Raw genomic sequence first — 15,012 nt, 5'->3', positions numbered from 1 at the left:
CTTTCATTTTTCCAGATATCGGTCAAATTCCTTTGCTAACAGAGTAAATATATTATTTTTCAAGCAATACTTTGAATCAATGATTTCTACGATTTTCGCTGCTCTTAATATCTTCAAATGATGATGGATGGTTGATTTCCCTATATCCAGTTTTTCCGTCATATCCTGTAATGTCCTTGGATGTTCAGATAGCATTTTAACCATTTTCAGACGTACTTCATCCCCCAATGCCTTAAATTTTTGAACTAGAAAATAATCCGGCATATACCGGTCACTTGGAGACACACTTTCATTGGAAACAGGATAATAGAATACTTTTGTTCCTTCCATATCAGCTTCAATATTCCAAGGACGATAAATATATTGAGGAATTAATAAGACAGTATGTACACTTGGTTCAGGTGTGTAGGTAACTCCGCCTGTGGCCCATTGCACTAATTCTTCCGAAGAAACTTTTTGATGCATCTCCTTTTTTGATTGATAATCTTTTTCCAAAATCGCTTCCGTTTCCTGTTGATTCTCTTTCACTATTTCTTGAAACCAGCTGTCCATGACCTTAATCAGATGCTTTTTGAAAGGCTCCGCTTCACAATTGCTGATAAATTCGATATATGATGGAAAAAAGGGATTGTTAGCAGTAAGACGCATCAGCTCTTTTATTGCTATTTCCTCACCTTGGGCAGCCTGCTCCCGATATGCTTGATACTGATTCCCGACAAAGGGCAGGCAAATAAATTTCAATTCTATATCCGTTAAATCCTGTATATATTGCTGAAACGCATCCAGACTTAAAAATTCCTCCTGGTGAAGTATTTGCAGTAATGCCTTCCATGTATTATTTTGCTCAACAAACTCCAATTCCTCAGATAGCTCTGCTGACATAGATTCTCTCGTCTGTATCCAATATTCTTTTGGCTTCTCTAATGTATCCAGCAATCTTGTGTTTGTTATTGCTGCGATTCCTAAAGCACACTCCCATAGGATGGAGTACGTTAATTGAACATCGTAACTCTCGCGTTCTCTGCTTGTTAATTGCAAAACATCCATACTATCGCTCCTCTTTATTTTATTAAATCTATCGTATCATATATTCTACAAATATAGAACATATTATTTTATATTTGTAGAATCATATTAACTAAATCTTTCTGACACCCCATTATCAAGCACTTTACAGGCATATATTATAAAGTTTATTTATCCTATAAAAAACACTCTCTTAACCGTAAGAAAGTGCTTTTTATCAGGCAGGGCATAACAATGCAGGAGAACAGAAAGCAAGCTCGTCACTGGAAAATATAAACATCATTAACTATCAGCTTTTTTCCAACCGTTTAAAATGTATAAAACGGACAAGATAGACAAATAGAATAGCAAATACATGAAATCCTATCCATGCCCAGTTAAAAGATTCCGCTAATAAATTTATAATCAGCGCAATTACAAAGCAAACAACCGTAAAACCGAGAAGCACATTGAGTACGATGTGATCCACCAGCTTATTAGGCTTCAAGTCCTCCTCTTTAATCCCCTTTTTCTCTCTCCATTTATTGCCTATCATTCTAAGAATCGGCGTGATAATGATTAGGAGAATAACAGCATACAGCACCAGCTGCCACAAGGGGATAATTCCCCGAATAAAACTCACCGCAAAAGAACCGGCAAAAGCAAATCCAAGTGCGAGGTAACTGTCAATTGTCGGCGTAAAAAAGGGCAGTGTTAATTGCCTTTCCAGTTTCTTCAAAAACGAACTCATATCAATCGTTCAACTCCTTGACATTGTTATGAAGAAAATAATCTTATTGTCTGAGTATCTATCATTGGGCTCTTAAAAATCTTTTCCCTAAATTGCACTGAAAGAAACAGGAAGAATACAGCTAATGGAAAAAGTTCATTTGTTTAATCCACATGGTTCTTTTAAAAGCCATTGCTTTAGATTCTTTTCCGATAAATATGTTTATAAAATACCTATACGTGGAAAAATGTTGCTAAACACATGAAAAAATGATTAAAGGAGGAACACATGAATGGAACCGACAGAAATGCAGAAGAATGGTACTCCTAGACAGAAACAAGACAAGCAGCCGGGACTTGAATCAAAAATGAATCCGCTCCCGCATCAACCATATGATTATAAAGGAACAGACAAATTAAAAGGAAAAAATGCGCTGATTACTGGCGGTGACAGCGGTATCGGCCGGGCTGTTGCCATTTTATACGCAAAAGAAGGAGCAAACGTAGCAATCTCCTATTTAGATGAGCATACCGATGCAGAAGAAACGAAGAAATCCGTTGAAGCAGAAGGAGTTCAATGCCTTTTGCTTCCCGGGGATATTAAAGAAGAATCTCATTGTATTGATTTGGTCGAAAAAACCGTCAAAGCATTTGGCGGTATCAATATTTTAGTCAATAATGCCGGCATCCAATTCGTTCAGGAAAATGTAGAGGATATTCCTTCTGAACAGTTTGAAAAAGTATTCCGTGTGAATTTCTTTTCACAGTTCTATCTGACAAAAGCAGCTGTTCCCTATATGGGAGAGGGAGATTCCATCATTAGTACTTCATCCATCAATGCTTATAAAGGAAATGCCACGTTAATGGATTATTCAGCAACCAAAGGCGCTATTACTGCTTTCACCAGAAGTATCGCACAAAGTCTGGCTAAAAAAGGTATCCGCGCGAACACCGTTGCTCCAGGACCAGTTTGGACGCCACTTATCCCATCTTCATTTGATGAAAATAAAGTAGAGCAATTTGGACAGGATTCTCTAATGGGCCGTCCCGGGCAACCTTCCGAGCATGCCTGGCCTTATGTGATGCTTGCCTCCAAAGAAGCTTCTTATATGACGGGACAAGCTATCCATATTAACGGAGGAAGCTGGACATCGTCTTAAGCAGCCTACAAAAATAGCCGGTATTCTGATGAGAGAATACCGGCTATTTTCTATTTCTATATGAAATAATCATTCTGATTCACTTCTAAGATTTGCCCTGCGGCATGATCATGAGGCTCTATATCCTTACTTTCAAATGGATTCTTCCCTGTAATCACACCGTATGCAATAACAACAACACATACATAGATAATCCCGATACTCACCCATTTTTTAATCGACATGGATTATGCCTCCCTTTTCAGCTTCAAGCGTTGCAGTCTTAAAGCGTTAAGAACAACAGATACAGAGCTGCATGCCATTGCTGCACCGGCAACCCAAGGAGCTAGTAATCCAATCGCAGCAACTGGAATGGATGCAGAGTTATAGGCAAAGGCGAAAAATAGATTTTGTTTAATGTTCCGCATTGTTTTAGCGCTCAGTTCAATACTGTCAGCTACACTGTGTAAATCCCCGCGCATCAACGTTACATCGGCTGCCTCTATCGCGACATCGGTTCCTGTACCAATCGCCATTCCAATATCTGCAATGGCTAAGGCAGGAGCATCATTAATGCCGTCACCTACCATAGCAACTTTTTTACCTTCCTGCTGAAGCCGTTGGATTTCATCTGCTTTTTGCTCTGGTAAAACCTCTGCAATAACACGGTCTACGCCTACTTCTTTCGCAATCGCCTGCGCTGTCCGTTCATTATCGCCAGTAAGCAGAATCACTTCCAGTCCTTGTTCATGCAAGCGCTCGATAGCTGCCTTTGAAGTTTCTTTTACGGTATCAGCAACAGCAATCATTCCTGTAAGCTTTCCTTGAAAACCGACAAGCATTGCTGTCTTACCATCAGCTTCCAGTTCCATCATTTTATCTTCCAAAACACTGATATCAATGTTTTGCTGTTTCATTAATTTTCTTGTTCCAATAAAGAGAGGTTCTCCCTCCCAGATCACTTGGATACCAGCGCCGGGTATCGATTGAAAATCGATTGTTTCGATTAATGAAATATTCTGTTCGTCTGCACCTTTGACAATTGCTTCTGCAAGCGGGTGCTCCGAATGCCTCTCGGCTGAAGCTGCCATTCTTAATAAGTCTTCCTCTGTAACATCCCCTTGAGGAACGACATCTGTCAGCCCTGGTTCACCTTTCGTTACTGTTCCTGTTTTATCTAATACAATTGTTTCAATTAATCGTGTATTTTCTAAATACTCCCCGCCTTTAAATAGAACGCCTAATTCCGCAGCTCTGCCTGAACCGGCCATAACTGAAGTCGGTGTCGCCAAACCAAGTGCACAAGGACAGGCGATAACCAAAACGGTAATCGCAGGAACTAAAGCTGCACGTAAATCTCCCGGCGCCACAAAGATATACCAGGCAAGGAATGTTATGACAGCCAGCCCGACAACAACAGGAACAAAGATTCCAGATACCCGGTCTGCTACACGTTGAATATCGGCCTTGCTTCCCTGCGCTTCTTCCACTACCTTCACAATTTGGGCAAGTGCTGTATCTTTTCCAATCTTGGTTGCTTCAATAGTCAGCATGCCGTTTTTATTAATGGTTGAGCCTATTGCTGTATCCCCAATATTTTTATCGACAGGGATACTTTCTCCGGTAATCATTGATTCATCAACAGCTGATTTTCCTTTTAAAATTGCTCCATCAACGGGGATTTTTTCTCCCGGACGAACAATAATTTGATCGCCGACAGCTACTTCTTCAATAGCAATTTCCAGCTCTTTGCCATCACGGATAACACGGGCAGTTTTTGCCTGCATATCCAGCAGCTTTTTAATAGCCTGACCAGTACGCCCTTTTGCACGAACTTCAAATAATTTCCCAAGCAATACTAACGTAATGATCACCGCAGCAGCCTCAAAATACAGCTCAGGCATGCCAACAGCGCCGTTCATTTGCCATTCTATTCCGAGAAAAATACTGTAAAGATATGCTACCGAGGTTCCCAATGCAACGAGAACATCCATATTTGCACTTTTATTTCTCAGCGCTTTATAAGCTCCTACATAGAACTGCTTCCCTGCGATAAATTGCACTGGTGTTGCCAGTGCCAGCTGTACCCATGGATTCATCAGCATATCCGGTGAGTAAATAAATGAGGTAAAGGAAAAATGCGTCACCATCGTCCATAATAACGGAAACGATAAAATAGCGGAAAAAATAAATTTTCCGGTTTGATGACGAATCTCTTCTTCCTTCCGGTTTGTTGTCTCTTCTTTAGATACTTGAGGTTTCAGTGCATAGCCAAGCTTTTTGACAACCTCCATCATATCTTGGGCAGTTACTTGGTTTTCATTATATTCCACCGCCATATTCTCCAATGCAAAATTGACATTGGCTTCCGTCACGCCATCCACTTTATTTAAACGCTTCTCAATCCGGTTGGCACAAGCTGCACATGTCATTCCCACTACATCAAAGGTCTGCTTTTCGTGCTGAACATGGTAGCCCAGCTGTTCAATTTTCTTCTCAAACGCTTCTACTGATGTTTGCTCGGGATTATAGTGAATCGTTGATTTTTCAATCGCAAAATTGACATTGGCATCTTCCACCCCGTCTACCCGTTTTAAACCTTTTTCAATCCGGGTTGCACAGGCCGCACATGTCATCCCTTCAATAGGCAATGTGACTTCTTTTTTAGCTTCCATTCAAACCACCTCCATACCTATATAGGGTATGTAATTATTTAAAAAGGAGATCGTGCAGAAAATATATTGCACGATCTTTTAACAATTATCTAAATAAATTTCGAAACGAGATGTTTTTCAATTTATACAACGTCATATCCTTGATCTTCAATTGCTTCTGTAATTTCGTCCAGCTTTACTTTCCCTTCATCAAAGGAAACATCTACTTTTCCTTCCTGAAGATGAACATTTACTTTATCTACACCATCTAATCCACCAACTGCTCCTTCGACAGAGCTGACACAGTGACCACATGACATACCTTGAACCTGAATTGTTTCGTTAGTCATTTTATTAACCTCCTCTTAACTTATATATTCATCTTAACATACCCCTCATAGGTATTGTCAAGAAAATTCATTTTTTAAATTATCCTGCACTCGATTTAAAGATGATTTACCAGGTGAATCCTTTCATAAACACATAAATTCCTTATAATTCACGATATTCCGACAAATAAACCTGTATTATATGATTATCTAAAAGAAATCTCGTTTATTCGCAGCTTAACGGCATTTTATAACCTATATGAAGGTTCTTGTCCGGTTGCCCCTCCTCTATGTTCCCGTTATTCTTAAAGATAGGTCTATTTACCAAGTAAATTTTTTATTATAGTCGTAGAGAAGTGAGGAGAAATTTTATTATGAAAAAGAAATTAAGCTATTTGCTCATCGGATTTTCCTTCATTCTGCTTGCTGCATGTGGAGAAAAGACAAACGAAGGAGGAGCAATTGTTTTAGCCGATGAAGGATGGGACAGTTTACGATTTCACAATGAAGTCGCCGGTTTTATTATTTCCAATGGATATGGTTATGATACGGAAACAATGACTGGCTCAGCAGCTGCATTAATGACCGGTATGAAGGATCAGGAAATCAACATACATATGGAAGTCTGGACTCAAAATCTTGGTGAGTCTTACGCGGAAGGTATAGAAAACGGTGATTATCAAAAGGTATCCGTCAATTTTGACGATAACTTTCAAGGCCTGTATGTTCCTACTTATATGATTGAAGGAGATCCTGAACGCGGCATTGAACCAATGACGCCAGACCTGGAATACGTTACGGATTTAGCGGAATATTGGGAAGTTTTCCAAGATCCTGATGATAGCAGTAAAGGACGAATTGTCGGCGCTATATCCGGCTGGGAGGTCGATAAAATGCTCTCTGATGGAATTGATGAATACGGTTTAGATGAATATTATAACTACTTCCGCCCCGGCTCTGAATCAGCGATTAACATTTCTCTGTTAGATGCTTATGAAAGTGGCGAACCCTGGATTGGCTATAACTATGAACCCAATTGGGTCATGGGCATGTACGATATGACACCAATTTTAGAAGAAGACCCGGAAGGACCATTTTCAGAAATGGGTGCACAAGATATTGATATTACTGTAAGCAATGATTTAGAGGATTGGGCACCGGAAGTTGTAGAGTTTCTAAGTCACTACGAAACCTCCAGTGAAATTGCCAGTGATGCCCTGCAGTATATTCAGGAGGAAGATGCGAGTACAGAGGAAGCTGCTGAAAGATTCCTGAAAGAGCATGAAGATCTTTGGACAGAATGGGTGACAGATGAAGCGGAGGAAAAAGTAAAAGAGGCTTTAGAGTAAACATCGAATTATTTTAATAAAAAATACGTTTGGCCGATGCCACAGTAATTGAGATGAAATTCATCCAAGACTGTGGCATTTTATTCCAAGGTAAGGGAGCAGAAATATGAATCAAACTGAACAAAAGCAAATGATGATAAACAACCTAAACGCAAAAATAAAAGCAAGAGCGGCTATCCTAAAGGAAGCAAAAATTCATGAAACAGCAGATGGTTTTACTTATACAGATGCGCACCTTCCATCCTATAATTTCAATGTCGTCACACTCCCTGAAACCGGTTATCCCCTAAATCATAGTACTTTTAAAGAAATCATTGATTATTTTAACAGCAGAAAATACCCCATAAACGTATGGTGCTGGAATCGGCAGAAAGATGTTATTAGTTTATTTAAAGAAACCGGATTGAATGATTATGGAACAGATTATTTAGGTATGATTGCAGACCTTGGAGACTTCCAGCCTATTGCTTCCAATGTTGATGCAGACTTTCACTTTCAAAAAGCTGCAAGTCCTGAACAATTCATTACTTTCGGTAATATCCTTTCCAGCTTATATACAGGCACGAATGAAGAAAAACAAATTCAAACCTATTTTGAAAAAGCTGCACAGTCTATCCTTTTAGAGGATAATAATTTCCAGCATATTATCGGCTATCATCAAGGAAGGCCTGCAGCGATAGGTTCCATATTCTTTTCAGACGGTATTGCAGGCTTATACGATATTGCCACTTTAAAGGGTGCAAGAGGTAATGGCCTTGGAACGAAATTAACAAGTCATCTGCTAAGCACAGCAAAGGCAGAAGATGCAGCGTACTGCACTTTGCAAGCGTCTCCTGAAGCAGAAAATATTTACCAGAGACTTGGATTTGATACGTTTGATAAACTGAAGGTATTTGTGAACTTTGAATAGGAATAGTAAAAAGATGTTTCAAGATGATGTATTTTATTTAATATTTTATTAGGATAGGTTCAAAGGAGTTGAAGCGATGTTTTACAGACGAAAATACTACCTGGTAAAATCTGAATTCACGGAAATATTAAATGCACATTTCAAGGAAACAAATCTCCCTAATCAGTTAAAGTATGGGTCCCGTCTTATTGGACGCTGGATGATAGAAAATGAAGACAATACCTCAGAAATTTTTGCTATCTGGGAATATGACAGCTACGAGGACTATTTACGAATTGAAACAGCTATCCGGGCTGACAAGGAGCATGTAAAGCAAGTCCAGGCATGGTATGACAAGTATGGCGGAAAAGAATATGTTCTGCGGAATTATATTTTAGACGTAAAAAATGAAAAGCTGCAATCTACTCTTGATTAACAAAATATTCCATAACCTTAAAAACGAGTTCCGGTGGGCAATAACTTCCTGGTATGCTCACTGGAACTCGTTTCAATTTATTCCCCTGTAATCTTTTTCACTTATCATTAAGATATATAATCCCATTTTTTTCAAATCAAAAGAAGCTATTTTGCCCCCAGCAAATAGTTTGATTCCTTTGCTGGCTTCCTGAGGAAAAGATAATACTCTCTATCTCCAAAAGATACTTTCCTCTTCTATCAATGAGCCGCTAAAAAAATCTCGATTTGCTTTAAGTGATGTGCATCATGCTTCACAAATATTTTCACAAAGCTTTCTGCCGAAAAAGCTCTTTTTCCGCTTCCAATCGTAAACCTGTCCTGCTTATCTACTTTTCTTACTGCATTTAAAAATTCTTCTCTCCGCTTTATAAATAAGTCTATTATTTGATAAACAGATTGACCTTCAAGCGATTGGACAGCTTTTTCATTTTGAGCATCATGATCCGGAAATGCCGGCAAATTGGCACCATTAGCTATCTGAGAAACCATATTTTGAAGGTTATAATCATCCCAGTAATACATATGGCCAATAATTTCTCTTATGGACCAGGCATCTTCCTTAATCGGAGTGACAAGTATTTGCTCATCCGCTTCTTTTAACCTGGAAACCTCATCAATTGTCTTACTGTACTCCGTAAATACTTTGCCCATAAAATCTCTCCTTAAATTAAAATGATTGTAAAGCCATAATATACTGCTCGCCCTTAGGACCTTCCTTCCGTTTACCCGTATCTGCAAAACCGACATTATGATAAAGCTTTTGTGCTGGTATATTTCTATGATTCACTGCTAATACAATCTCATCACATTCTGGAAATACATCCTTCACAAACTCCGCAAGTAATGTCATTCCTTTTCTGGCATACCCTTTCCGCTGATGAACCTGATTGATAGATAAAGCAGTTAAAAGAATAGCTTTACGATTCTCTGAATATTCTTTTACACGATCAGTCTGATGGAGCAGAAAAAAACCAACCGGTTCTTCGCCGTTCATAATCATGACGCCATATTGGCCTTCAGCCAGATCAGAGATTTCTTGAGGCAATGCAGTAAATTGATGCTGTTCTTCCGGAAGCTTAAATCGATTCAAATCATCTATGTACGCTTCTGTTAAGAGCTTTAACGATATTGCTTCTGTCTTTTCCATATATATTCTCCTCGTATTAAATGTAACTTAGTTTCCAGTTTAACATCTTTTTGTTATTTTAGGTCTATGCAATTTAGAATTTTTTAAATATTTTCATACTGTATATCTAAAAAAGAGAAAATCAAACACATTCTATACAAAGCTCGAAATGACAATTTTGATTTCCTCTTAAAATCTTTATATTTGCTTATTCTTTATCTCCAGAACAGCCTCCACTGCTTCCTCTAAGGAAGAGGTAATTACACCGTTTCTTTTTACTAATCCCACCAAAAATAAATTCCGATACACAAATTGATTTTCTAAACCATCTTCTACAAGTGCATCTATCTTTTTCTGATTATCTCTTCCTTGCTGGCGGGTGTCCGTAAATACCCCGACAATTGGGCGGTTAAGCATTGAAAAAGCTCCTATTTCAGCAGCTACACCGGAATCCACTTCTACTCCATCCAGTACTGCTATTAAAATATCACTTTCTTCCAGTTTGGATAAATCTGCTTCCGCAATGATTTCACTATTTGCATAAGCAGTCTTATCATTAATTGCTGCATTTTCCTGCGGTACATATAAGTCTATTTCCGGAACAGCCTCTCGAATAGCTTTTGCCAGCTGTTCATTTACATAACGGTCCCCCATTGAAAATAATCCATTTGCCAAATAACCTTTCACTTTAAGCACCTCTTATCTTTTCTATTTCTTTTACTCATTCTCCTGTTGCTCTTTCTGAAACTCCAAATAGATATAGATCCCGACAATCAGAACAGTCAGGATGATACTCAGAAAGGCCTGCATATCTACTCCAAGCCGCGTACTTTCCAAAATCAGCGGAGGAAAATTCCAAGCAATTAAAATAACAGGCAATATCCATGTTTTCGCCCAAACAGACAGCAGTATTGCTATTACTGTCAAGAGTCCTAATAAAAGTATATTTCCTAAAAATTGAATCGCAACAAGCGATGTTGCCACATAACCATCCATAAAATAAGCTGCTATGAATAAAAGCACACTAATCACTGCGGGAATGGCTAGAATCCCATATTTTTTTGATTCAGATAACTGATTTTTAGAAGTGTATCTCACCGCAAATGCAGATCCAATGATAAATAATAGTCCAATAACAACCGTACTCAAAATTCTAAAAAGGCTGTATGCTACGATTTCTCCATATAATACACCCCGTAAGACGTCACCAAATACCATAAAAATAATTGCACCTATAAGGATATATGGAATTAGCCAGGACACAGATGTGTTCTTCTTTTTATTCACTTCTTCTTTTAGCTCATCCAAATATTCCTGCGGTGATTTGTCCGTAATTTGTTTAATAGACTCGTTATTTTGTTCCATCTCATAAAGCTTCTGCGCTAAATTATCTGCCGCTTCCTCGATATCAGATTGTTCTATGCCCTGAGAAAACAAATACAGCCGCAGTTTTTCTATAAATCGATTACTTTCCGGGCTTAATTTCGTCCGGTCCATTTCAATACCCCCTTCTATCATTTATCAACGCATTGATATTTTAAAATCATCTTATTTAGATTTTAAATTGTATTATTTCCATTTGGCTAAGCAGATATCTCCTACAAAACATCCTCATTTTAAAGGACTTCACATTGATTTACAAGAATTTCGGACATAAAAAAATTACTCCTCACTTGAAGAAGTAATTTTTATGACAGTACAATATTAATCAAATAAGGTCGGCTTCTCTTGATCTCTTAAAAATTCAAACAAACATTTGATTTGTGTTTCTGTATTCCGGTTTAACGAGAGATCAGGGAGATTATCTTCTGCAAAAAAATCAATCCCTTTTGTTTCCATTCCTAATTTCGCTTCCCCGCTGATAATCTCGCATTGGATAAACAATTTATAATACTGATAAGGCTGCGGTGGATGCGGGTGTTTATTTGTATCAAAAACAGCCAGCAGCTTTCTGGGCTCGACATGAAAACCTGCTTCTTCCTGAATTTCTTTGGTAACATTTTCTCTTGGAGATTCTCCAATATCACAAAAACCACCCGGCAACGCCCAGGCACCATCATGTTTTTCACGGACCATTAAAATACAATTATCTTTAAAAACGACACCCCTTACATCGACTTTCGGAGTCTGGTAACCTACTTCATTAGCAAATAAATCACGAATGGATTGGAAATCTAATCCGGTATATTCATTCATAATTTCGATGCTTAATGTACGCAGCTGTTCATAACGCTCTTTATCATACATATCATTTGTAAAAGTCAATCCCGCTTGAGAAATAGCCTGGATTTGCTTCGCCCATTCCAGCCACTTATCACTCATCAAAATACATCCTTTCCGCAATTAATTGATTGTAAATAACGCTATATCTCTATGTGAAAAAAACAGCATAGAACATCTTTCTACACTGCTTTTATCTATATTTATAGCTGATAGTCTACACAGACACGATCCTGCACACACTCTTTCACAAAGCTTGATACACGGACATGCTCCGGGTGTATTTGATATTGCTGTAATGCCTCCTCCGTCTCAAACTCGCTATCCAGAATAATATCGCGATCGCTTGTCGCCAGAGGATTAATAATGACGTTGATAGAAGCAACACCGTCTATCTTATCTTTTAAACTTTCTAATTCATTTTTGATTTTATCTGCATTTACTTTCTTTTCTGCTTCACTAAAATTTTCACGATGATTCCATTGTACAATATGCTTTATCATGGCTTACAGCTCCCTGTTCATTTTATAGTTAAAGTTTAACACAGACTGGCTTACCTCACATTGATAACGTATTCATATATTGCACCCATACCGAGTATCATTTGAAATGGTTTTACTAGAATGCTAAAGTATAAATAAGATATTATTTACCCAAATTTCTAAAAATTCAACGAAAGGACCTAAATGATGGCCAAAACAGAAAAAAATCAACTTATTTCTTCCTATCCATTTTATGCATCGTAATAACAACCTTGATGATTGGATGCAGTTCTGATTCTGATGGAACCAGTGAAGGCACAAATACATCCGATGAAAGCGAAAATACTGCCGCAGCCCCTGCTGAAGAAACAAACGACAACGAATCCCCCGAAGAAGGCTCTCATCTCTATCACGAGATTGGCGAAACATTTGAACTGGAAGGATACAGTTCCGGCGTCCCTGCAGAGATTACTGTTAACGATATATGGACGGAAGACGGAGAAGAGCATCAGGAATTTATTGAAGACAGCATCTCTTCCCCTTCAGAGGAGAATGTTGTTGTATTTGTCGATTATACCGTGGAAAATATCGGAGATCGTTCCATGAGTTTGGGAGATGTCATCCCAGAATATGCAGGACCTAATGGAGACACAGATCTTGATTTAAGCTACCCTGAAAACGATACATTCACTGACATTATGGAGCCTTTCCAAGAAAATTTAGAAGAAGGTTAATCCAAGGATCTGGTTGGAGCTATTGCTACAGAAGAAAAAGCACCTTATACAAATGCACTCATGTGGAATTTCATGCAGGATGTACCTGAGATTGTTTTCCATACTCCGCAGGATGAGCGCAGAGATCAGATCGGCACCTATAATATTGGAGAAGATATGTATATAGTTGATTATGGTGGTGATACATTTTATAAGGTTAATATTGGTAATGTCGAAATCACTGAAGAGCCAGAAGAGATTGACCAAAGAGATGATAGTGATGGTTTTATTGCAATAGATATGACATTCGAAAATCAACTAGATGAAGAAGTATTACTACATCAAACCTTTCCTCAGCCATATATAGCAGATAAGCAGCTTGTAGGGCATTCTCCGTACCTTGTCCTAGATAATGAACTTGTTCAAGATTTATATGATGGTTCTGAAGGAAAAATTGCTCCAGGAGAAACAGTAGAAGGAACAGCCTATTTAGAAATAATTAATGATAATACCGAAGATGTCCAATTGCTCTACCCTAATCCATCCCTGTTAACATTTCCCGATTACGGAATGTGGATTAATTATAATTTAGAGGATTAAACATATCTTGTGTGAAGCAATCTAATTTTGTATAAAATATGATAAGCGTGATGTAATATTTAGTGCTAACCTGAGGCGCACATAGATTACTAAGGAGGTTAGCACTTCTTTTATAGCAAGGGTTTCAGCGAAATCCCCCAATAATAAAAGGAAATAATTTCAAATTTTGATTAGGTTAGCACTTTTCAGGGCTTTAAGCCTTGGTGTGTGAGGGTTGATTTGTGTGTGCTTCGCATCCTATATGGGTGCGTGGATTGAAATTTTTGTCTGAATCGCCGAGGAGCCTTGAATTCTAGTTCGCATCCTATATGGGTGTGTGGATTTAATAGAGCCCTATATCGTTGTATAATCACTGAATACAAACCTATGAAAAAACGAGGCGCCAAATCAGTGCCTCGTTTTTCCTATCTATGCTCCTGCTATTTCTTTTTCCGTACAGCCATCCAAATCTCACTATACACATTATCAAGATTACTATAATCCTCTACAACAGAAATTTCCGGTGCTTTCACTAGCTCATAATCCGAGGAAGGAAGCCATTCAGATGCTATTTTTGCCCATGTTTCCTGCATTGTTTCAGGGAACGACCCTTGTGATGAGAAAATAGCCCAGGTATAAGCAGGTACCTCCAGCACATCGAGCCCTTCAAAGGACCCTTTTTCATTTGTCATTACGCCAATCATATGGTTTAAATATCCTTCTTCCTGCATTCTTCCTTCATCAAAATGATAAGAAGCATTAATTACCTGCCCAGGCTCTAAATTAGCATATTGATGCATTTTTCCTTTCTGGGATTCCGTAATACTTTGCGCCAGTTTTTCAATTTCTGGATTAACTCCTTTAAATTGTATCGGCACCTGTTTACTGACACCAATAATTTTAAATGCTTCTTTTTCAACAATTCGGTAATTCATTTCTGCTCCTCCTTGAATCGTTAATTGAAAGGTGAGCTTTGGAAAGGCTTTAAGACTAAGACGTTGCTTCTGTTGATTTTTCACTTCAGAAGGTTTAAATCCAGCCCATTCACGAAATGCTCTGGAAAAACCGTCAACAGAATGATAACCATATTTAAAAGCAGTATCTGTCACATTAACATCATCCCGTAACAAATCAAACATTGCATTGGAAAGCTTTCGGTTACGGATATAAGCAGTCAATGTCATCCCTGCTAAAAAAGAAAACATTCGCCGGAAGTGGTAAATCGACGTACCGGTAATTATCTCTATTTCTTTCTCATCGATTTCCACATCCAGGTTTTCCTCAATATACTGTAATGCTTTATTCATTCTGCTCTGCATTT

Annotated in this window: 18 protein-coding genes; 6 read left to right on the top strand and 12 right to left on the bottom strand. The window is 38.3% G+C overall.

Annotated elements, in window-relative coordinates; all coding sequences use genetic code 11:
* Positions 1-3: 3 nt before the first annotated feature.
* Both IEX29_RS13335 and IEX29_RS13330 read right to left on the bottom strand, forming a co-directional pair.
* Positions 4-1,047, bottom strand: a complete 1,044-nt coding sequence (locus tag IEX29_RS13335; RefSeq protein ID WP_188734882.1) for an ArsR/SmtB family transcription factor — start codon at positions 1,045-1,047, stop codon at positions 4-6.
* A 268-nt stretch (positions 1,048-1,315) separates the two neighbouring features.
* Positions 1,316-1,756 (bottom strand): hypothetical protein, encoded by a 441-nt coding sequence (locus IEX29_RS13330; RefSeq protein ID WP_188734881.1) that lies wholly within the window; start codon positions 1,754-1,756, stop codon positions 1,316-1,318.
* 271 nt (positions 1,757-2,027) lie between these two features.
* On the opposite strand from IEX29_RS13330, the gene IEX29_RS13325 reads away from it, so the two are divergent.
* On the top strand, positions 2,028-2,894 hold the full coding sequence (locus IEX29_RS13325) for an SDR family oxidoreductase (RefSeq protein WP_188734880.1): 867 nt from the start codon (positions 2,028-2,030) through the stop codon (positions 2,892-2,894).
* A gap of 56 nt (positions 2,895-2,950) precedes the next feature.
* Here IEX29_RS13325 and IEX29_RS13320 read toward each other — a convergent pair whose 3' ends face one another.
* The 3 genes from IEX29_RS13320 to copZ all read right to left on the bottom strand — a co-directional run bounded on the left by IEX29_RS13320 (position 2,951) and on the right by copZ (position 5,877).
* Positions 2,951-3,118 carry a hypothetical protein gene (locus tag IEX29_RS13320; RefSeq protein ID WP_188734879.1) on the bottom strand — a complete coding sequence of 56 codons (168 nt, stop codon included), beginning with the start codon at positions 3,116-3,118 and terminating at the stop codon, positions 2,951-2,953.
* A gap of 3 nt (positions 3,119-3,121) precedes the next feature.
* Positions 3,122-5,548, bottom strand: a complete 2,427-nt coding sequence (locus IEX29_RS13315) for a heavy metal translocating P-type ATPase (protein WP_188734878.1) — start codon at positions 5,546-5,548, stop codon at positions 3,122-3,124.
* A 122-nt stretch (positions 5,549-5,670) separates the two neighbouring features.
* Positions 5,671-5,877 (bottom strand): copper chaperone CopZ, encoded by a 207-nt coding sequence (copZ, locus tag IEX29_RS13310; protein ID WP_188734877.1) that lies wholly within the window; start codon positions 5,875-5,877, stop codon positions 5,671-5,673.
* A gap of 353 nt (positions 5,878-6,230) precedes the next feature.
* Between copZ and IEX29_RS13305 the strand changes: the two genes are divergently transcribed.
* From IEX29_RS13305 to IEX29_RS13295, 3 genes are all read left to right on the top strand, one after another.
* On the top strand, positions 6,231-7,205 hold the full coding sequence (locus tag IEX29_RS13305; protein WP_188734876.1) for a glycine betaine ABC transporter substrate-binding protein: 975 nt from the start codon (positions 6,231-6,233) through the stop codon (positions 7,203-7,205).
* Positions 7,206-7,311: 106 nt separating this feature from the next.
* A complete protein-coding gene (locus IEX29_RS13300; RefSeq protein ID WP_188734875.1) occupies positions 7,312-8,115 on the top strand; it encodes a GNAT family N-acetyltransferase in 804 nt (267 codons plus the stop codon).
* Positions 8,116-8,191: 76 nt separating this feature from the next.
* Positions 8,192-8,530: an NIPSNAP family protein gene (locus IEX29_RS13295; RefSeq protein WP_188734874.1), complete on the top strand. Its 339-nt coding sequence runs from the start codon at positions 8,192-8,194 to the stop codon at positions 8,528-8,530.
* A gap of 239 nt (positions 8,531-8,769) precedes the next feature.
* Here the strand turns inward: IEX29_RS13295 and IEX29_RS13290 are convergent, their stop codons facing one another.
* The 6 genes from IEX29_RS13290 to IEX29_RS13265 form a co-directional block, all read right to left on the bottom strand.
* Entirely contained in the window at positions 8,770-9,222 is a 453-nt protein-coding gene (locus IEX29_RS13290) for a DinB family protein (RefSeq protein ID WP_188734873.1), read from the bottom strand.
* A 16-nt stretch (positions 9,223-9,238) separates the two neighbouring features.
* A complete protein-coding gene (locus IEX29_RS13285; protein WP_188734872.1) occupies positions 9,239-9,718 on the bottom strand; it encodes a GNAT family N-acetyltransferase in 480 nt (159 codons plus the stop codon).
* A gap of 177 nt (positions 9,719-9,895) precedes the next feature.
* Positions 9,896-10,384 (bottom strand): nucleoside 2-deoxyribosyltransferase, encoded by a 489-nt coding sequence (locus IEX29_RS13280; protein ID WP_188734871.1) that lies wholly within the window; start codon positions 10,382-10,384, stop codon positions 9,896-9,898.
* Between the two features lie 30 nt (positions 10,385-10,414).
* A complete protein-coding gene (locus IEX29_RS13275) occupies positions 10,415-11,194 on the bottom strand; it encodes an HAAS domain-containing protein (protein WP_188734870.1) in 780 nt (259 codons plus the stop codon).
* 207 nt (positions 11,195-11,401) lie between these two features.
* Positions 11,402-12,019: an NUDIX hydrolase gene (locus IEX29_RS13270; protein ID WP_188734869.1), complete on the bottom strand. Its 618-nt coding sequence runs from the start codon at positions 12,017-12,019 to the stop codon at positions 11,402-11,404.
* 101 nt (positions 12,020-12,120) lie between these two features.
* Entirely contained in the window at positions 12,121-12,420 is a 300-nt protein-coding gene (locus IEX29_RS13265; RefSeq protein WP_188734868.1) for a Dabb family protein, read from the bottom strand.
* A 254-nt stretch (positions 12,421-12,674) separates the two neighbouring features.
* Between IEX29_RS13265 and IEX29_RS13260 the strand changes: the two genes are divergently transcribed.
* On the top strand, positions 12,675-13,133 hold the full coding sequence (locus tag IEX29_RS13260; protein WP_188734867.1) for a hypothetical protein: 459 nt from the start codon (positions 12,675-12,677) through the stop codon (positions 13,131-13,133).
* A 72-nt stretch (positions 13,134-13,205) separates the two neighbouring features.
* Positions 13,206-13,712 (top strand): hypothetical protein, encoded by a 507-nt coding sequence (locus tag IEX29_RS13255; RefSeq protein ID WP_188734866.1) that lies wholly within the window; start codon positions 13,206-13,208, stop codon positions 13,710-13,712.
* A gap of 419 nt (positions 13,713-14,131) precedes the next feature.
* On the opposite strand, the gene IEX29_RS13250 is transcribed toward IEX29_RS13255, so the two are convergent.
* Positions 14,132-15,010 (bottom strand): AraC family transcriptional regulator, encoded by an 879-nt coding sequence (locus tag IEX29_RS13250; protein ID WP_188734865.1) that lies wholly within the window; start codon positions 15,008-15,010, stop codon positions 14,132-14,134.
* Positions 15,011-15,012: the final 2 nt, after the last annotated feature.

The sequence above is a fragment of the Oceanobacillus neutriphilus genome, from assembly GCF_014645515.1.
In the GTDB taxonomy this organism is placed as follows: domain Bacteria; phylum Bacillota; class Bacilli; order Bacillales; family Amphibacillaceae; genus Oceanobacillus; species Oceanobacillus neutriphilus.
This window is presented reverse-complemented; position numbering and strand designations above follow the sequence as displayed.